Below are 20,744 nucleotides of genomic sequence, written 5' to 3'. Positions count from 1 at the left end.
CACCTCCATATACGCTATACATTTTGAAATGCAATCGGCAACAATGAATAAATCAGTAAATATCTTCCGGTTTCATTGCACCTGAATACGTTTTATCTGTATGCAATCGAGATAAAACACTCGATTCCATCGCTGATGAAGGGTTGAATGCATCGCTTTTCATGTATTCAAGCAGGCTGAAATATAACTGTCGCGCTTCAGGACGTTGTGCCCAGTCGGACAACAAGTCCATAGAGCAGAATATCAGTTTGCCTTCTCCTACTTTGGTCTCAAACAAGTTGGATAACCGACGGTTGTTGGCGAAGTTATCGACTACTTCGATCAGCGGAGTGACAGCAGGCAGGCTGTCTAAAACAACTGTCTTCGATTGTTTCAGTAACGACCACCATTGCCAGTCGGTATAATTACCTGTCGGGAAATTTCCGAATGCAGGGTGGCCGGCATCACACAAAATACCCATTGAACCGGCCTGCTTCGGGAAATGTACAGGGCTCCAGAATACCGGAACAAATTTTCCTTCCAATCCCACCGTTTTCTTATAGTCCGGATTGTACAAGACTTTCTTTCCTCCGGCTAATGCTTTCCCGGCTTCATTCTTGTCACGCGTAACGACGATATCTCCCTTATCCAAGTCCAACCGGGCCGGATATACCCAGATACTCCATTCATTTTTGTAAGGAGTATTATCCAAAACTACGGACAAGGTTAACCGGGTTGCCGCAGACTGATCCAGTGGGCTATCGATCGTTTCAGGCAGCTTGTTCAATCCGATGGCAAGTGACGGACAGGTTATTATTCCTTTATTCACCACTTTTCCTTTATCATCTTTCAACAACCAAGATACGGATTGATCTTTCAATTCTTTATCTGTAAAATTAGCAATCTCTACCGCCGCGACAAAAGACTCGTTAGTAGTATAAACAGCTTTCGGAAAACGTACCAAAGGAGATACAGGAGAACTGGCCTGACGGAATGTTTCCGCATCGGTTACGCCTTTACTATCCCAAAATGCATCCAACAACCCTACCAAAGCCGTACTCTGCCCTGGGAAATCATGTAGGTCGAGAAGCTGGAAACCACTACATCCGGCCGTTTTCATCGCACGTTCGATCTCTTCTTTATATAGAATGGCTGCCAGGTAACCGGAAGCTTTCAAGTAATCGTCAGCTTTATCCAACAGGCCTTTCTTTTCCAGTTCCTGTTTTACTCCTTTAAAGTTCAGAGGATCGAGTACGCCGGTATATTTTTCGATCTCTTTCAGGTTCGGATATACCGAATATTGACCGACCTCATGGGTGATCAACGGAACCGTCATTCCCTCGACAGAGGCTACATAATCCTTGTCGAATGAAGGGGACTCCGTATCGAATACTCCCTGACCACGTACCCATCCTTTTTTAGTCCATTGCGTGATAAAGAAATCGTCGTTCGGTTCAGGCCAGTCTCCGTGCCCACGTTCGAAAGTGAAAGAGGTGGTTGTATATAAATGACGCGGATCTTTCTCTTTAACATAACTCAACAACTGAGAGAGGAAGTTGAAATCCGGTTGCAGTTCATTCCCCAGACTCAGGAAGCAGAAAGAGGGATGATTGCCGTATTCCGACAGGATACGGTCGGCTTCAGCATACAGATACTCATTTGTTTTCTGATCCTGTCCCACTTTCAACGACCAGAGAGGAAGTTCTACCTGCAGATAAAAACCTAAAGAGTCGGCAACCTGAAAAGCGGCTTCCGGCGGACACCAGGAGTGGAAACGCAGATGGTTTAACCCCCATTCGCGAGCCGTCAAAAAGACCTTCTTCCATCCCTCGGGTTCCATTGGCGGACGACCGGTAAGCGGGAAAATGCAACACTCGAGTGTTCCACGCAAAAAGGCTTTATTGCCGTTCAACAACAGATCCGATTGATTATGCCTGAATTCACGCATACCGAACTTTGTGCTTCGCCCGGCTTTCACCGAACCGGCTTCTACCTTTAGATCCAATTGGTATAATGTCGGAGTGAACTCATTCCAAACCTCCATCGAATCACCCATCGGACAGGTGATATCCAATAATGTTTCTCCCGACGGGAATTCCATATCACGTGTTACGGTTGTAATAGGGTTATTCTTCTGTTTTTGCACTACTGCCTGCAAAATACCTTTTGTAGTCTCTCCACGATTACTAATCTTACCCTTCACATGCACTTGTTTGCCGAAAACGTCCGGATACACTTGTAAATCTTCGATGGAAAGGGCCTCTTTTGCCATAAGAGAAATTTCACCGATGATGCCGTTCCACATGATCTGTGTTTCGTTGGTGTAGGCATGTGCCATGTCGTTGACAGAGATATCGTGTTGTTTCCGGTTATCGACGCGAACAGTTAACTTATGTTTTCCAGGTGTCAGGTACTCTGTCAAATCGAAGACATGAGGGCTGATCAGGCTCTCACAGCTACCGGACACGGGATTCCCATCTACCCATACCCTTGTTTGCCAAATAACACGTTCCAGCTTTAGTTCGATGGATTTGTCTTTCCAGTCCGATGGAATCGTCACTTCACGCGAATACCATGCCGGACCGACATAACTGTTTTTACGGGTAAGATGAAGTATCTGCGGCTTACCGATAGAAGGCAGCAAGGCGTTCGGAACACCATATCCTGCCTCATCTGTCGTTCCTGGTAATTGGATTTTATCATCAAACGAACGAGCGAACCATTTCTCCGATACACCAACATCGGTACTATCCATCGCAAACTGCCATTCTCCAGCTAAAGATATCACCGGCGATGTTTCCCTACAAGCAGAAAATGCCATCAGAGATATACATACAAATAGAAACTGCTTCAGCATATTTTATTATTTTAGTAATTTGGTTATTGTCAGAAATGAAACATTTCTGAAGTTGACAAGTGACAGTTATTATCAGGTTTGAGCCTATTCATGTCATTGTCTTCAACAAGGCTTTGCCTTGTGCCGTAGGCTTTCTTTTGCCGTCTGCTTCAGCTGACGGACTAATAATCAGGAGGCAAAGCCTCTTCCTATGTGGGCTTAAGCCCCTTTAAAACAGGGACTACCATTATGTATCAATGGGGTTAAAACCCACAGAGGAATCCGGCAAAGCCGGAACATTTAATCTATCCGTCGGTTAAAAACCGACGGCAAAAGAGAGCCTGCGGCATGAGGCGGAACCTCATAAAAAAACTCATCTTTTTCTATAATTAAATCATTTCCCGATGTATCTGTACTCCCTGATGGTTATTATCCATTTCGGCAGCAATATCGAAATACTTCATTGCTTTTTCGGTATCTCCCAAGCCCAGATGACCTAATGCCATCAGGTAATTGCAGTGGATACGGTTCTTTTTGTTCATATCGTCTTCCCAAATCTGCAGGTCCGGCAGGGATACGGCGAAGTAATCCATCTTAAAGACATCGTATACATGCTTTTCACCATAGGAGATCAGATTGTTGAAGCGACCACGTGCCTCGTCTTCACGCCCCAGTTTACGCAATGCCAATCCTTGATAGAATATCTTATCCGGCTTCTGGTCGTTGTAATACATAGCGGCGGCAGGCTGACTGTTTCCGACACTGGCTTTGAGGAATAATTCGGTTGCTTCTTCATTGCGTCCCAATCCCTGCAAAGCACAAGCTTTATAATAATTGAAATCATTCTCCTGGGCACCGTACAGTTTCCCTTCTCCAAAGTTATGCGGATAGACGAAACATTCTTCTATCAGGTTCAATGCATCCTGATATTTTTCTTCCGACAACAATTGCTTCACCAACTCTACGCGGGCAAGCTGATATTGGGCAGGGACTTTTCCTTCTCCCCCTTCCCACGGATGGAACTGGCGGGTATCGATCCTTCGGATGGCTTCTTCATACTGTCCAAGCTGGTTGAGTAAGGTTACATATTCCAGATACAGGTCATCGCGCTCGAAAGCGACTTCTTTGTGTTTATCCAGGAAAGCCAGCCGATCGGCATGCGGACGGTTCAAGCGTTTATACAGTTGGTCGAGCTCCATCAAAATACGGGCGTCGGTCGGATCGAGGGCAAAAGCCTTCTCCAATAAAACAACTGCTTCTTCCTGTTTATTCAGTTTATTGAAATAAGCCAGCGAAAGGTTACGCAATACGGTCGGAAATGTTTCATCCTGTTTCTTCGAAGCTTCCCAACAAGCAATCGCTTCCGGATACTGACGTTTGTCGTACCACAAATTGCCCAGGTAATACAATGCTTTCGGAGCCTCGGCTGCAAAATCAATCACGGCCTGGAGAGCCAGAATAGCTTCCAACGTATTCGGGAAACAGCAGTCGGGAATTTGCTGTTCAGCCTCACGGATTGCCGCCAAAGCCTCTTTTTTCCGATCCAGACGGATCAGGAACCAACTCTTATAATAATGTAACATCGTCTGATCGGCAACCTGTAAATCGATAGCCGTCTCAGCCACCTGCAATGCTTCTTCCCAGCAACCTGCCGATGCATAATCGAGTGCCAACTCGCTATAATTATGTCCTTCCGAACGCATCAAAGCGACCAATGTTTTCAGATCGGAATCGTTCCCGGTTATCAGAGACTTTTCAAAGCCGCAACCAAAATTGAAACGGTCGATACGCAACGATTCGTCGATCAACGCAATCGCCTCATCGTTTCGTCCCAAGTGACGAAGAATAATAGCCTTCAAATGACGTCCCCGCAGGTTATGCCAGTTGCGGAGCAAGGATTTATCTATTTCATAAAGAGCTTCCTCCCACTCTCCTTTTGCGGCTGATAATTGAGCGAGAGAATAATAACCGGCATCCTGCCAGGCTGCATTCCAACAAGCTTTATAGAAAAAGTCGTATGCTTCTTCATTCTTTCCCTGATATTTCAGGGAGAGACCCAGGTTGTATAACGGTTCGCCGTCATACGGATTCGGATTCCGCTCGGTCAATGTCTTCACCGCCTGACGCAGATAAGGTTCTGCCTGGGCAAACTGTCCTTTGCGGATCAGCCACAAGCCCATTGCATTATTATTGCGTACATCGGTCGGATCGCGGCGGATGGCCTCCCGATAATAATCCGTAGCCGAATAGGTGGCATGGCGATACTGTTCCAGATGCAGACCGGTCAGGTAGAGTTGTTCGGTAGTCCGTACATCTGCCGGATCGAGTGCTGCTTTCGCAGGTTCGGGAACTTCTTTGATCACATCGGGTTCAGGTTCCCATGTCAATACCTGTTTGCCTTTTGCATTACAGATACAAACCTTCACATCGCACAGACTGTCGACAGGGACAAACTCCTCCAGTACATTTTCGGGGGTGATATCACGGGTAATATCGAGACAGATCTCCCCTGCTTTTTCGATGGTAATATGCAAATCCTTCTGTACCGAAGTGGCAAATATTTTTAATAAAGTGCCCTTTCCATCGGGTTCTATGTTCATCAGAAGATCGGAAGAGGCGTTCTTCACGACACCCAGTTCGCGATAAGGCATGAAGTACTGGGTGAATGTTTTTTCTTCGTAAGGTTGCAGCCAGGTGAAGTCGGGCTGGTTGTCGGTGTAGACACCGGTCATCAGTTCGATATAAGGGCCGTCGGTATCCGTCAGGTTGCGGTCCCAGGCTTGTCCGAAATCGCCGTTCCCCCAGGTCCACTGCTTTTTGCCCGGTGAGATGTGATGGTTCGCCACATGCAGGACACCGGCACGGGTATCGTTCTCATAGCCTCCCACAAAGTTATATTTGGAACGGATCGCCATATAAGAGGTAGGAACCGGGATATTCTTGTAACGGGAAATATCCACGCCTGCCGAATAGTCCATCTTATAGTAAGTGCCCGTAGCAATCGGGTAACGCGAAACATCCCGTTTTCCATGATCGAAAACGGCGTTTACATCGGCAGGAAATACCGATTGATAGGCATCATTTACGGCAACTGCCGGGTTGGCCCACCAAAGGAAGGTCTGTGGAACCGGAGTCGGATTATACAATTTTCCCTGTATCTCCAATACTGCACGTCCCGGACGCAAGGTAAAACCTGCCATCCCTTTCTGATGGAACATCCGTTCGCGTTCGCTTACCCAAACGATGGCACTTCCATCGGCACAACGTTCGATCGTATAGTCGATCGGCAGGAACGTACTCGGACGGTGATGTTGCGGCCAGTTAAACTCGATACCACCGGAGATCCACGGTCCGGTCAAACCGACCAAAGCAGGCTTGATGACATGGTTATAATAGATGAAATGGCGGTTTTTGATCTTATCGTACGCCATTTGTACCCGTCCGCCCAGCTCGGGAAGAATCATCACTTTTATATATTCGTTTTCCAGCCAGACAGCATGGTAACTCTTTTCCTCGCAGGTATCTTCTATCTTTTCAACCACCGGATAAGGGTAAACCACACCGCTGCTTCCCTGGTAAACACGCTTCTCCAAGAACATCGGATTCTTTTCGGCTTTGCCAATACCGTAGGTAGGAAGAAGGATATCTTCTTCCCAAACTTTCACATTTTCAGTCATTTCAGTCTATTTATTTCGTTAATTCTTTTTCCAGTTCCTCTAAAGTTTTACCTTTTGTTTCAGGAAGTTTTGCACGGATAAACAGGAATCCGCCCAGACAGATAAGGCCATACAGCCAGAAGGTTCCCGAAGCGCCCACCGCTTCATTCAGTATCGGGAAGGTATAGGTCAACAAGAAGCAGGCCACCCAAAGGAAGAAGGTAGAGATCGCCATTGCCATCCCGCGTATCCGTACCGGGAATATCTCCGATAATACCACCCAAACCACCGGTGCCAGCGACATAGCATAACAAGCAATTGCCATCACTACCAACAGCAACATCGGCCAACCACTCATTTCCAGGAAGTAGCAGGTACCCAATACCGCGTAAATAATAGCCAACCCGGCAGAACCGACAAACATCAGGGTACGTCTGCCCCATTTATCCACCGTATAGATAGCGACGAAAGTAAAGATTACGTTGGTCACACCTGTCACTACAATATTCATCAGGACGTCAGATACGGCATAACCTGCCTCTGAAAATATCTCATGTGCATAATTGAAGATCACATTGATACCGCACCACTGCTGGAAGATGGCCAGTACGATCCCGATTACCAATACATTCCGGACTCCCGGCTTCAAGAGTGCACTCCAGTTTGCTTTTTCCTCCTTTTTATCGGTCAATTGGGCTAATTCGTTCAAAGTCTGATCGGCATACTCATCGCCACCGATACGCAGGAGAATGCCTCGTGCCTGTGTGGTCTTTTGTACGGTTGCCAGCCAGCGCGGACTTTCAGGAATAATAAAAGAAAGGACAAAAAATAAACCAGCCGGAACCAGCTCCGCCCAGAACATCCACCGCCACGCCCATTCGATACTGTTTGCCGTCAGCGTTTCGCCCCCTTGTGTAAAGTATTCTCCGATCTGCCAGTTTGCTAACTGTGCAAACAGGATACCTAACACGATCGTCAGCTGATTGAGGGAAACGAATTTTCCCCGGACAGAAGCCGGAGCAACCTCAGCGATGTATACCGGCGATACGTTCGAAGCAATACCGATACCGAATCCACCGATTATACGATAAATAACAAACCAGGTAAAACTGTCGACAGCCCCTGTCCCGTAGGCAGACCACACAAAAAGGAAAGAAGCGATAATCAACATCTTCTTCCGTCCATATTTATCGCTCCATTCGCCGGACAGCAATGCACCCACCAGGCAACCGATCAAAGCACTACTCATAGCCCATCCGCGAAGAGCGGCGGAGCCTTCCAACCCAAAGAACGGTTCATAAAATATCTTTGCACCACCGATCACCACCCAGTCGTAACCGAATAGCAATCCTCCCATGGCTGAGACGAGACAGATAAGTAATAAATAAGCTGTTGTTCGCTTCATGACAATAGAATTAAAGTTATAATGCAAAGAAACAGTCTTTTCTTCAACAACGAAATAGATAAAATCAGCTTATAGATGGACAATATTCCGATTTAATCATATCTTTGCAAATATCTATAAATCTGGTACCATGATCAAACTAAAAGACGGTTTTAGCGGCGAACGTGCACTTGTGCTTCCCCAATCGGTTGTGCAGGAGATGGAGAAAGATGCCCTTTCATCAATCCTGCATATTACAGACATAGGTTATTATCCGAAAGCCTTGCACCATTTCCGGGAACGTACGGAACCGGTCAGCCAGTTCGTTTTTATTTATTGTATAGAAGGAGCCGGCTGGTTTCGCGTCGGCGAACAGGAATGTACGGTAAAAGCAAATCAATATTTCATACTGCCTGCGGGAGTTCCTCACGCTTACGGTTCGGACGAGAATAATCCCTGGACAATTTACTGGATACATTTCAAAGGGAAACTAGCCTCTTACTTTGCCGGGCAGGCCAGTCGTCCGATAGAAATCAAACCGAGTGTCCAGTCCCGCATCAGTAACCGGAACGATCTTTTCGAAGAGATATTCCGCACACTGGAAATGGGATACAGCCATGAGAACCTTCTTTATGCCTGCTCCGCCTTCCATTATTACCTGGGGTCTTTACGCTACCTGCAACAATACCGCGAAGCGGCCCGCAACGAATCGGATGCAAACGACATCGTAACAGCGGCCATCCATTATATGAAAGAGAACCTGGAAAAGAAACTGACATTGGCCGACCTGGCAACTCATATCGGTTACTCACCATCCCATTTCTCCGTTCTGTTCAGTAAACGTACCGGATATGCCCCACTGACTTACTTCAACCAACTGAAAATACAGCAGGCCTGCCAACTGCTGGACTTCACAGATATGAAGATAAACCAGATCTGTTATAAAATAGGAATAGAAGATACTTACTACTTCTCCCGGTTATTCAGTAAAGTGATGGGTATGTCACCTAGGGAGTACAAGAAACAGAAGAAAGGGTAAGTATTTCCCTATAATCATCCGGCCCCATTTCCTCTTTCAACGAATAGGGAATGTCCGGACAAATATATCCGTCTTTAAACAATGTCGCTGGTTCGTAAATAGTTTGTGTTGTTGGCATTTGATACATTATTTTTGAGTTAGGCAGGTATCCTTTGATCCCATTGCCACAAATTGGATAATATTGTCCTGCAATTTCTCCTACTAAGATTCCTGCATTGGATCTCTTTATTGCCATACAAAAATGAGCCCCCGACGAATACGTTTCATTACCCATTATTACAAATACTTTTCCATCATAACCGGAGTCATTGCCCGGTATAGTTTCTTCACGATACCCTACCCCATTTTCCATAATTGGATAACCGAATGATTGTACCCATTTATCAGCCTCTACCTTATTCTCACTAGAAAGATGTTTCATCAGATCAGAATCAAGAAATGCTTTTACTCCTGACTTTTTCCCCAGCATCTTTGCTTTCAAAGTATGTACATCTGTTTTTAAATAATTCATTACTATATCATTGCTGCCATCACTTCCCCCATTATTATGCGTAACATCAATAAATAACGTTTTTATCCCCTTACTTTCCAATTCTTTGAAAAAGGAGTCAACAAAGGACTTGTATTGTTCCGTACTCTGTTTATTATACACTACCGTACATGTATTATAATAAAGAACTGCCATCGAATCTTCCGGATAAAAAACAGAAGAATAAAGCTTATCGTAAACCGAGGCCTGTTTTTTTCTGTTAGCTTCAACACTGATAATCGTATCCTGCAGACCATTTGCCGTTTTTAAAACACCTGTATACGTCCTTGTACGTGTAAGCGCAGGACTTAACAAGAAATTCAATAACATATTTTTACTGTCATTGGATATTCTGGCCGGTAAATCCCATGGAACCATCGAATCTATATCCAGAGCCGTAAATGAAACAAAAGAGTCTTTTACAGCCAATAAAGTATCGCTTCCCAAGAGCATTTTATCTTCACAAAATTCAACATACGGAAAATCATAATACCTTTTATCAGAAGAAGGAAATTCAATACCAACATGCCCATCCAGGAACTTTCTGATTTTCATCAACCGCTTTCCAAAATCCTTTTTTGTCATGGGTTCCGAACAAGATTCGATCATCTTTGCCTCCAATGCGACAAAAGTCATCGAATCATAACGCTGATACGGATCCGGATGTATATCTCTTATCAAATGGAAGAAGTATTGAATATCTTCTTTCATATCACCTGCACTTAACAGATATTTATCACTCCCACCGGAACATGCAATGAAAGACAATAATATCAAAATACCCGCTACTAAGTTTCTCATAATACCTGCAAATTATAACAAAGTCTTTATTTCCACCAAAGATATGGATAATTGTACCACCGATCTTCCTTAAATAAAAATTTATCCGTCTGGGAGAGCCCTTTTCAATGGATATAAGTATATTTGTATGCAATACAGGAGAAAGATAAACCTTTTATTGAAATTATCATAGGAGCAAATATGCATCATATGAAAATCCAAATCTTAAAGGAAACAGGGTATGAGTAGCTTTTCAGGAACAGAGAAGAACACATTCTCAAAAATATATCTGGTATATTTCCCCAAGCTCGTGCGTTTCGCTCGGGAATATGTCATATCCACCGAAGATGCAGAGAATATCGTTCAGGATATTTTCATGTATCTCTGGGAACACCGGGATATGCTGGATTCTCTGAACAACCTCAATGCTTTCCTCTTCACCCTGGCAAAAAACAGATGTATCGACTTCTACCGCCACAAAACATTCATCGACAGCAAAAAAGAATCACTGGACAATCTCCAGGAAAGAGAGTTGAAATTAAAGATGGAAGCATTGATGCAATTCGATGAAAACATTTTCACTGAAAAAGAAATAGAAAACCTATTGGCTAAAGCGATCGAACACCTGCCGGAAAAATGCCGGCAGGTGTTCATTCTGAGCAGAATGAACGGATTAAAACATGAAGAGATAGCCACACAACTGGATATTTCCGTCCACACCGTGCAAAACCACATCGTAACAGCCATACGCAAACTGAAAGTCGAATTGAAAGACTATCTTCCTCTCTTTATTTTCATCATCTAAAATCTTTCTCAAAAAAAAATCTATTTTTTTTCTGTTTCCTACTAGTAGATGGTTGGAACCAATCCGTCATATTAACAGAACGAGCACTAAAAAGCATGAACGAACAACTAGATAAATACTTCCTCGGAGAACTTTCAGACACGGAAAAGAAGGAACTCCTTGACCAGATAGAATCCGACTCTGACAGCAAAGCCGAATTTATCCGTATGCAAAATACGATTACAATATCGAAGTTGGTCGAACAGAGCAATGACAACGAATGGGCTTCACGAAAGATGAAAGAGCTTGGGAACCGGATCAACCGTAAACAAAACCGTCGGTTCTATCTCAATCTGGCTAAATATGCTGCTGTCACTGCAATCTTGTTGGTAAACGCCTGGTTACTGACCGACAAGTTCACGCCAAAGGAAAAAGCACCGCTTTATACCCAGATAAAAGTACCGACAGGACAACGTATTTATATGACTCTTCAAGACGGAACGGAAGCATGGCTGAGTCCCCGTTCTATCATCAGGATACCGAGTGAATTCAGCAAGGACGAACGTTCAGTTGAACTGGATGGCGAAGGATTCTTTGCAGTAACAAAAGATGTGAAACGCCCGTTTATCGTAAAGACACAGGATTATAACATCAAGGTTCTCGGAACAAGGTTCAATGTTTTTGCCTACACAAAGAGCAAACGTTTTGAGACAAATCTCGTGGAAGGTAGTGTACAGGTAATCAACAACAAGCAACCGGAAGAGCAGATAATCCTGAAACCGGACGAAATGGTATCTGTAAAAAACGGTGTACTCGTAAAGTCGACCGCTGCATTCAATAATGAAGAATACCTGAAAAGCGGAATATTCTATTTCAGCAACAAAAAGTTCTCCGAGATACTGGACTATCTCACTTTATGGTATAAGGTAAAATTCGAAGTGAAAGACTCTGCCCAAATTGACAAGTATGTATCCGGTAAGTTCAGGCAAAGTGATGATATAGAAAGAATACTTAAAGCATTACAAGGAGTGCATCACTTCCGGTACAAAATAGAGAATAATGAAGAAATCAAAATATACTAATATAATATTCATTAAAAAAGAGAATGCCTATGAAGTAAACACAATCATTTCCGAAGGAATGGTATAAAAATGGGGCAAGTGTTACCAGCACTTACCCCGGAGTCAATACCTTTCTTTTATGTATCCACAAAAAGTCAAAAACAGTATTAACTTTAAAAGTACAAGCAAAGTTATGAAAAAAAACTTATTGCTATTATTCAATTGTGCCTTTTATCTTGAATTAAAGCATATAATTCGTATTATGAAAATCGCAACAATTCTCACATTAATCGCAGTTTTCCAAATCAGTGCGACCACTTTGCATTCACAAAATGCCAAAGTAAACATCAGTAAGAGTGATCTGCCGCTCAAAGAGTTTATCCAGGAGATCGAGAAGCAGACAGACTATTTATTTATGTATAGTGAAAAGGAAATCAACATGCAACAACAGGTGCATGTAAACGCTAAGAACAAGCCTGTATCAAAAGTACTTGAAGAGGCTTTGGGCGACAGTGAAATCAAATATAACTTCAACGAAGGATATATTTCGCTGAGTAAGGTCAAGAATGTAACCGTCAGTCAAGAAGGAAGGAAAGTAACCGGTATCGTAAAAGATCCCACAGGCTATCCGGTAATCGGTGCTAATATCATGGTGAAAGGAACCACCAATGGTACTATTACCGATATAGACGGAAAGTTTACTCTGGAAGTGCCTGTAAATGCTACTTTATCAATCTCTTATATCGGTTATCTACCGCAAGAAATCGCTACAGGTAATCAGTCTGACTTTTCCATCCTGCTGAAAGAAGATACACAGGCATTGGAAGAAGTCGTGGTTGTCGGTTACGGTCAGCAAAAGAAAGTCAGCATAACCGGTGCTGTCGGTAATATCAAGAGCGACAACATCAACCGCCTGGCCAATAGTACCACAGCTTCTATGCAGGGTGTATCACCGGGCTTAACGATCCTGGACAAGGGAGGATCACCGGGTCGTGCCAGCACTACACTTCGTATCAGAGGTATCACTACTATTAACAACGATAAAAATATTGACCGTAATGAGGCTTTATTGCTGGTAGATGGTGTTGAACAGCGTATCTCCGATATCAACCCGGACGATATTGAAAGTATTTCTATCCTGAAAGACGCTTCTACGACAGCTATCTACGGTTCGCGTGCCGCCAACGGAGTTGTGCTCGTAACAACCAAACGTGGAAAAGAAGGTAAGATCAGAATAGATTTCAATACTTACTGGGGTATCCAGAGTGTGACCAACAAACCGGAACACATGGAAACAGTCACTTATATGCAACAGCAGAATTATGCTTTCCAGAATGCTGGACAAGCTCCCCGCTATTCCGACACTTTTATCAAGGAATGGCAGGCTAATCACAAAAGCGACCCTATCACATACCGCAAAGCCAACCAGTGGCAGGATGCTGTTTACAGCTCTGCCCTGCAACAGAATTACAGTCTTACCGTAAGTGGTGGTAACGAAAAAGCAAGAGGCTTGATGGCGTTGCGTTATTACGATCAGGACGGTGTTGTTCCGAACTATAAATCCGATATCAAAGAAATTCGTGTCAACACGGACTTTAAACCTTTCGAACGGCTGAAGATATCGGCGGATGCCAACTTCAGAAGCAGTTATTCCAAAGCACCTCTCGATGCCTACGAATACGATAAAAATGGTGGGGGTATTTTCTACTCCATGTATCATGCCACACAGTTCGTTGTTCCGCAATATCCTGACGGTAGCTACGGATTGGGAAATAAGAATGCCAACCCGCTGATGCTGGCCGAAATGGGTGGAACAGACAAGCAATGGAACAATTTATTCATCGGAAACATTAAGGCTGAATTACAAATTATCGACGGCCTGAAGTTTACAGCCCAGTATGCACAACGTTATGGCTTCAATAAGACCGTTAAATTCGAAAATGCCTATACGGTAGTGGATCATCAANCTGATAATGTAGAGGTCGGCAGTTCAACTCTGCCTGGGACTACAGAATCTCTAAACGAGAAACCTGGGGGATTAGCTCAGCTGGCTAGAGCATCTGCCTTGCACGCAGAGGGTCAACGGTTCGAATCCGTTATTCTCCACATCACTCAGTNTAAAGAGTGCGTAACAGCTCACTAGTCGAGGAGTTTGGCGTGGATAATACTCGGGCATAAACTGTTTACCGAAGCTATGGATGTCGTAAGACATGGTAGGGGAGCATTCCAGTGGCGTAGAAGGTAAGGGATAACCCTTGTTGGAGCGACTGGAAAAGCAAATGTAGGTATAAGTAACGATAAAGGAAGTGAGAAACTTCCTCGCCGAAAGACTAAGGTTTCCTGATCAACGTTAATCGGATCAGGGTAAGTCGGGACCTAAGGATAAGCCGAACGGCGATTCCGATGGAAGAATGGTTTAATATTCCCATACTACTTTATTGAGCGATGTGGAGACGGAGAAGTGACAGTCCTGCCATCTGACGGAATAGATGGTTAAAGGGTGTAGACGTCGATCGTGGTAGGCAAATCCGCCATGAGAGTCGAACCTGACAGTATGCCGAGTACTTGTACAAGGCAATATGGACGTAATCAGGCTCCCTAGAAAATCCGCTAAGCATATCAATAAAGTACCCGTACCGTAAACGGACACACGTAGTTGGGTTGAGAATACTGAGGCGCTCGAGTGATTCACGGTTAAGGAACTAGGCAAATTGACCCTGTAACTTCGGGATAAAGGGTCCCACTGTCAAAGGTGGGCGCAGAGAATAGGTCCAGGCAACTGTTTAACAAAAACACATGGCTGTGCAAAATAGAAATATGAAGTATACAGCCTGACACCTGCCCGGTGCTGGAAGGTTAAGAGGAGATGTCATCGCAAGAGAAGCATTGAATTGAAGCCCCAGTAAACGGCGGCCGTAACTATAACGGTCCTAAGGTAGCGAAATTCCTTGTCGGGTAAGTTCCGACCTGCACGAATGGTGTAATGATCTGGACACTGTCTCAACCGTGAGCTCGGTGAAATTGTAGTATCGGTGAAGATGCCGATTACCCGCGATGGGACGAAAAGACCCCGTGAACCTTTACTATAGCTTTACATTGAATTTGGGCAACTAATGTGTAGGATAGGCCGGAGACTATGAAGCGGGTACGCCAGTATTTGTGGAGTCATCGTTGAAATACGGCCCTTTGGTTGTTTGAGTTCTAACCCGCGAAATGTGGGGACACTGTATGGTGGGTAGTTTGACTGGGGTGGTCGCCTCCAAAAGAGTAACGGAGGCTTCTAAAGGTACCCTCAGACCGATTGGTAACCGGTCGTAGAGTGTAATGGCATAAGGGTGCTTGACTGGGAGACATACAAGTCGATCAGGTAGGAAACTAGAGCATAGTGATCCGGTGGTTCCGTATGGAAGGGCCATCGCTCAAAGGATAAAAGGTACTCCGGGGATAACAGGCTGATCGCTCCCAAGAGCTCATATCGACGGAGCGGTTTGGCACCTCGATGTCGGCTCGTCACATCCTGGGGCTGGAGAAGGTCCCAAGGGTTGGGCTGTTCGCCCATTAAAGTGGCACGCGAGCTGGGTTCAGAACGTCGTGAGACAGTTCGGTCTCTATCTATCGTGGGCGTAGGATATTTGAGAGGCTCTGACACTAGTACGAGAGGACCGTGTTGGACAGACCACTGGTTTACCGGTTGTACCGCCAGGTGCACCGCCGGGTAGCTAAGTCTGGATTGGATAAGTGCTGAAAGCATCTAAGTACGAAGCCAGCCTCAAGATAAGATATCCCTTAAGGGTCGTCGTAGACTACGACGTTGATAGGCTACAGGTGTAAGGGCAGTAATGTCGAAGCCGAGTAGTACTAATAGCCCGAGACTTTCTTTTTCCGGAAGGAAGGATTGATATATCAGCAGATGTGGTATAGTGTAACAACAAAGCCATATAGCGAAAGGTTACTATTAGAGTAGCGTTGTCCAAGGTCAAACATCTTAAAAAGAAATTAAGGTGGTTATAGCGTTGGGGATCCACCTCTTCCCATTCCGAACAGAGAAGTTAAGCCCAACCACGTCGATGGTACTGCGTAAAAGTGGGAGAGTAGATAGCCGCCGTTTTAGTCAGGTCGAAAGACTGAAAAGGTAGAAAGGAATCAATCGATAGGTTGGTTCCTTTTCTTGTTTTAGATAAATCCTTTATCTTTGTCCAAAAATCAATGCTTTATGATCAGGTCTTATATTTTATTTGTTTTCCTTTTCGTATCTTCCATTCTTTCCGCTCAGAAGGATATTAGTTATACTGTAGAAAAAGATATACCTTATCGGACCACAGGCGATCCTTATGGCTTGGAACGTTGTAAACTGGATATTTATTATCCGGAAAATGTGAAGGACTTCGGTACAGTTGTTTGGTTCCATGGAGGTGGTTTGTCCGGTGGAAGTAAATTTATTCCGGATGAGTTGAAGAATTGTGGTCTGGCTGTCGTGGCTGTTAACTACCGGTTGTTGCCTAAATGTAATATTAAGGATTGTATTGACGATGCAGCTGCTGCGGTTGCCTGGACTTTTAAAACGATAGAGAAATACGGTGGTAGTCGTGGCCGGATTTTTGTTTCCGGACATTCTGCAGGAGGTTATCTGACAAATATGATCGGCCTGGATAAAAAATGGTTGCAGGTCTATGGTGTGGATGCAGACTCAATTGCTGCATTAATACCTTTTAGTGGGCATGCTATCAGCCATTTCGCTTATCGGGAGTCTTTGGGGATGAAGGAGACACAGCCAAGCATCGACGAATATGCACCGCTTTACTATGTTCGTCCGGATGCTCCTCCTTTAATTATCGTTTCAGGAGATCGGGAAATGGAAATGTTAGGGCGTTATGAAGAGAATGCTTATTTCTGGAGAATGATGAAAGTAGCCGGACATAAAGAGACATATATTTATGAGTTGGATGGCTATGATCACGGTTCGATGGCTGCACCGGCTTTTCATATACTAAAGAATCATGTGAAAAAGATTTTGGAAAAACATTGAAAAGGAAAGAAACCTTGTTCCCGTGTGAAACACGAGAACAAGGTTTTATTATTCGAAACGAACTGCGGTTCCGGCAGCCGTAACCATCAGCATACTTCCGCTTCCTCCTACTGTTTCATAGTCGAGATCGACGGCAATAACGGCATTGGCTCCCATGCGTGCTGCCTGCTGGCTCATTTCTTGCAGGGCTGTATCTTTGGCTTCACGTAATACACTCTCATAGGATCCCGCGCGTCCTCCTACTATATCGCGTATTCCGGCAAAGAAATCTTTGAATACGTTTGCTCCTATAATTGTTTCACCGGAAACGATCCCATAGTATTGAGCGATCTTTTTCCCTTCGATGTTGTTTGTTGTTGTTAATAACATAGCTTTCTTTTTTATTGTTGACGACAAATATATTTATTCCATTGGATATCTTGTCCGGTTTGGGATAAATAAAACGGGCGGAGCCTCTATTTTTTATAGAAGCTCTGCCCGTTGTTAATCGGATGTCTATCCGTCTCTTTGTCGATGCCTACCGGATACGAACCGGTAGACATTGTTTTTATGGATGTGTATTGGTCATTTCGAATACCAACTTACCACCTTTCGCCATATCGGTATGTGAGAAGAACGGGGTATCGAGAACCTTACCGTTTAATGTCACTTCTTTGATATATTTATTCTCCGGACTGTTATTCTTAACCAGAATCTCAAATATGCCACCTTTTACGTGAATTAAGGCACGATCTACCATCGGACGGCCCAATGTGTAAACCGGAATACCCGGAGCAACCTGATAGAAGCCCAGAGCGCTCATCACGTACCATGCCGACATCTGTCCGCAATCTTCGTTCCCAATGATACCGTCCGGTTTATTTGTATAGAATTCGCGCATGATATAATCCAGACGTTCCTGTCCTTTCCAGGGAGAGTCTGTCCAGTTATAGAGATAAGCCATGTGGTGGCTCGGTTCGTTACCATGCGCATACTGACCGATCAATCCGGTGATATCGCCGGAAGCATGTTCGCCGTCAACTTGGGAGGAAGTAGTAAATAATGTATCCAGGCGTGTTTCCAGTTCATTTTTACCACCGATCGTAGCAATGAAATTATCCATATCATGCGGTGCAAAGAAACTCCACTGGAAGGCGTTTCCTTCCGTATAATCACTTCTCATGTGAGCGGAGTAACGCGGATTGAATGGAGTACGGAAAGTGCCGTCACCCATGATCGGACGCATCATCTTTGTTTCCGGATCCAGATAACGTTTGTAGTATTCTCCTTTGGCTGCATACGCTTTAGCCAGTGAGTCAAGTCCTGCTTTAGCAGCGATCTGTGAAATACACCAATCTTCGTAAGCCATTTCCAATCCCCATGAAACAGATTCGGGAACGGAGTCAGCCGGAACGAATCCATATTTTTCTTTATAATACGGATGGCGGGTGATCAGATCGAGTTCGCGTGTACCTTTGAACTTCTCTGCCAGATCTTCACGGTAAACGGATGAACGTGCACCGGCTTCCGCCCATGTTTTCAAGTCACCGTCAGCCATATCTTTACTAACCAGGTCAGCCAGAACAGATACGGCAGGATAGCCCACCATACAACCTGTATAGCTGGAAGCCAGCGGCCATTTCGGTAGAATACCACCTTCTTTATATCCCTGTACTAATACTTTTCCCCAGTCGGCAGCCAGATCCGGATTGATGATAGTCATCAACGGATGTAAAGCACGGAAGGTGTCCCATAAGGAGAATACGGAATAGTTCGTATAACCCGGTTCTGCCTTATGTACCTTTTTATCCATACCCAGATAACGACCGTCTACATCCTGATAAGCGAACGGAGCGATCATAGTATGATATAGAGCTGTGTAGAAATTTACCATTACAGTAGGATCTGCCTGAATTTCGATCGCATTCAGTGCGTCGTTCCATATTTCAGCCGATTTAATACGGGTTGCTTCGAAATCCCAGCCGGGAAGTTCTGCTTCGAGGTTCTTTTCAGCTCCTTCCGTATCTACCATAGAAAGTGCAACCTTTACATATAGAGGTTCAGCCTTTTCTGGGAATTTATAATGGAATTTCAAATCTTCGGCCGTATTGATACGCAGGAATAAAGAGTCCTGGCGAAGCTTGCCGCCAACATATTGGTAGATTGTTTCGATCGGTTCGGAGAAGGTGATCCGGTATGAAACCGAATGGAAATGTGCCCAACCCTGGGTGCGGACCGTTCCCTCCACAGTTGAGTCGTTTACGAACAGATAGTTGTTATCGACCAGTTTATGTCCCCAGTTCGGTTGCAGGATATGTCCCAGATCCAGCATGACGCGACGGTCTTTGGGGTTATCGTAAATATATTTGTGGAAACCAACCTTGTCTGTACTTGTCAACTCCACATTCACACCGAAATTATCCAGACGTACGGCATAGAATCCGGGAGTCGCTTTTTCTGTGTCTTTATTGAAAAGGCCGACCGGTTTGATCGAGTCGCTACCCGAGAAAGGCAGTAGAGCTACATCTCCCAGATCACCAATACCTGTTCCCGAGAGGTGTGTGTGGCTGAAGCCATAGATTTCCCTGTCGTCGTAATGATAACCGCTACTGGCATCCCAGCCCATGATATGCGTATCCGGACTTACCTGTACCATCGCGAAGGGGCGGGTGGCACCGGGGAAGGTATGTCCGTGGAACCCGGTTCCGATGAACGGGTCAACATACTTGATTTCATCGCTTAGTAAGCCACTGTCGGGAGCAGGTTTACACCCTGCCAGCAGGCAAAGAACAGCAGCCTGGAAGAATAAGATTGTCTTTTTCACTGTTTATTTATTGATTTAGTTTGAATATATGCGGATTTACTGTTTTATTTTGAACAGCTACAAATATAATGAAAAAGAACCATATAGAGGCCTTTTTCTATAATCTGATAAAAAAGTGACAAAAAATTGCAACCTTTTGTGGTGGGTACTCGTCTAATATAAAAGAGATGAGAACAGACGAATTCATAACAAGGATATTGCCTTTAAAAGACAACCTGTTGCGGGTTGCTTTCAGGATCACCGGAAATGCTGAGCGTTCCGAGCAGATCGTTCAGGATGTAATGCTGAAGGTCTGGGGAGAGCGGGCGGCTTGGATTGTAATAGAAGATATTCCTTCTTACTGCCTGATGGTAACCCGTAACCTGGCACTGGAAGCGATCAATTTGCAGAAGATGCGGACGGAAAGTTTCACTGTCAGATAAACTACATACACGACAAATATGGATTACAACCGTATTAAAATCTTGTTGGATAAATATTGGGAATGTGCTACCACTATTGAAGAAGAACGCGAACTACGACATTTTTTCTCGGCGGAAACGTTGCCGCCCGAGTTACGTCCTTACAAAGCGTGGTTTTTGACTCCGGAAGCAGAGACACTTCCCCCGTTGGGAAAAGAGTTCGACTTGAAGGTACTGCAGCGGATAGCCCGGGAAAAAAGACAACGTCACCTTCGTCTTTTTTATTCTTTTTCGGTCCTGATCACCTTCATTTTTGTCCTTTTGTTTATTCTGATACTGACCTCTTCGTTTATGATTGAAAATTGCTGTGTTTAGTATATTCAGGTTTCGTATATCGTTTGAAGTAGTAAAAATGTAGATCATATATGACACCGGTAGAGCCTTGCAGACTTGTACTGCAAGGCTC

The 20,744-nt window shown here is 44.5% G+C and carries 12 protein-coding genes, 1 tRNA gene, 1 rRNA gene, 1 pseudogene and 2 other annotated features; of the genes and pseudogenes, 9 read left to right on the top strand and 6 right to left on the bottom strand.

Annotated features, from left to right (window positions below; all coding sequences use genetic code 11):
- Positions 1-52: 52 nt before the first annotated feature.
- From BQ7394_RS24340 to BQ7394_RS24330, 3 genes are all read right to left on the bottom strand, one after another.
- Positions 53-2,836 carry a sugar-binding domain-containing protein gene (locus BQ7394_RS24340; protein WP_075559757.1) on the bottom strand — a complete coding sequence of 928 codons (2,784 nt, stop codon included), beginning with the start codon at positions 2,834-2,836 and terminating at the stop codon, positions 53-55.
- Positions 2,837-3,204: 368 nt separating this feature from the next.
- The gene (locus BQ7394_RS24335; protein WP_075559756.1) at positions 3,205-6,492 is read right to left on the bottom strand and encodes a DUF5107 domain-containing protein; all 3,288 of its coding nucleotides are present in this window, start codon (positions 6,490-6,492) and stop codon (positions 3,205-3,207) included.
- A 10-nt stretch (positions 6,493-6,502) separates the two neighbouring features.
- Entirely contained in the window at positions 6,503-7,876 is a 1,374-nt protein-coding gene (locus BQ7394_RS24330) for a sugar porter family MFS transporter (protein WP_075559755.1), read from the bottom strand.
- 130 nt (positions 7,877-8,006) lie between these two features.
- On the opposite strand from BQ7394_RS24330, the gene BQ7394_RS24325 reads away from it, so the two are divergent.
- Entirely contained in the window at positions 8,007-8,894 is an 888-nt protein-coding gene (locus BQ7394_RS24325; protein ID WP_075559754.1) for an AraC family transcriptional regulator, read from the top strand.
- On the opposite strand, the gene BQ7394_RS24320 is transcribed toward BQ7394_RS24325, so the two are convergent.
- Entirely contained in the window at positions 8,863-10,224 is a 1,362-nt protein-coding gene (locus BQ7394_RS24320) for a S41 family peptidase (protein ID WP_075559753.1), read from the bottom strand. The genes BQ7394_RS24325 and BQ7394_RS24320 overlap by 32 nt on opposite strands.
- A 220-nt stretch (positions 10,225-10,444) precedes the next feature.
- Here BQ7394_RS24320 and BQ7394_RS24315 point away from each other — a divergent pair, with 220 nt between their 5' ends.
- The 6 genes and pseudogenes from BQ7394_RS24315 (at position 10,445) to BQ7394_RS24290 (ending at position 17,074) form a co-directional block, all read left to right on the top strand.
- Positions 10,445-11,008, top strand: coding sequence for an RNA polymerase sigma-70 factor (locus tag BQ7394_RS24315; protein ID WP_075559752.1), 564 nt, complete (start codon positions 10,445-10,447; stop codon positions 11,006-11,008).
- 95 nt (positions 11,009-11,103) lie between these two features.
- Positions 11,104-12,069 (top strand): FecR family protein, encoded by a 966-nt coding sequence (locus BQ7394_RS24310; protein WP_075559751.1) that lies wholly within the window; start codon positions 11,104-11,106, stop codon positions 12,067-12,069.
- A 118-nt stretch (positions 12,070-12,187) separates the two neighbouring features.
- Positions 12,188-13,942, top strand: a pseudogene (locus BQ7394_RS26665) (SusC/RagA family TonB-linked outer membrane protein); the annotation flags it as partial.
- A gap of 138 nt (positions 13,943-14,080) precedes the next feature.
- Positions 14,081-14,154: transfer RNA gene (locus tag BQ7394_RS24300), tRNA-Ala, on the top strand.
- A gap of 181 nt (positions 14,155-14,335) precedes the next feature.
- Positions 14,336-15,071: a sequence feature (23S ribosomal RNA rRNA prediction is too short), on the top strand.
- Position 15,072: 1 nt separating this feature from the next.
- Positions 15,073-15,918, top strand: a sequence feature (23S ribosomal RNA rRNA prediction is too short).
- 127 nt (positions 15,919-16,045) lie between these two features.
- Positions 16,046-16,156 (top strand): 5S ribosomal RNA (gene rrf / locus BQ7394_RS24295).
- A gap of 105 nt (positions 16,157-16,261) precedes the next feature.
- Positions 16,262-17,074, top strand: coding sequence for an alpha/beta hydrolase (locus tag BQ7394_RS24290; RefSeq protein WP_075559750.1), 813 nt, complete (start codon positions 16,262-16,264; stop codon positions 17,072-17,074).
- Positions 17,075-17,122: 48 nt separating this feature from the next.
- On the opposite strand, the gene BQ7394_RS24285 is transcribed toward BQ7394_RS24290, so the two are convergent.
- Positions 17,123-17,443, bottom strand: coding sequence for a YbjQ family protein (locus BQ7394_RS24285; RefSeq protein WP_075559749.1), 321 nt, complete (start codon positions 17,441-17,443; stop codon positions 17,123-17,125).
- A gap of 178 nt (positions 17,444-17,621) precedes the next feature.
- Entirely contained in the window at positions 17,622-19,877 is a 2,256-nt protein-coding gene (locus tag BQ7394_RS24280) for a GH92 family glycosyl hydrolase (RefSeq protein ID WP_075559748.1), read from the bottom strand.
- A 167-nt stretch (positions 19,878-20,044) separates the two neighbouring features.
- On the opposite strand from BQ7394_RS24280, the gene BQ7394_RS24275 reads away from it, so the two are divergent.
- Complete coding sequence (locus BQ7394_RS24275) at positions 20,045-20,299, top strand: sigma factor (RefSeq protein ID WP_075559747.1); 255 nt, start codon at positions 20,045-20,047, stop codon at positions 20,297-20,299.
- Between the two features lie 18 nt (positions 20,300-20,317).
- Positions 20,318-20,653, top strand: coding sequence for a hypothetical protein (locus tag BQ7394_RS24270; RefSeq protein WP_075559746.1), 336 nt, complete (start codon positions 20,318-20,320; stop codon positions 20,651-20,653).
- Positions 20,654-20,744: the final 91 nt, after the last annotated feature.

The organism is Parabacteroides timonensis, from assembly GCF_900128505.1.
Taxonomy (GTDB): domain Bacteria; phylum Bacteroidota; class Bacteroidia; order Bacteroidales; family Tannerellaceae; genus Parabacteroides; species Parabacteroides timonensis.
This window is presented reverse-complemented; position numbering and strand designations above follow the sequence as displayed.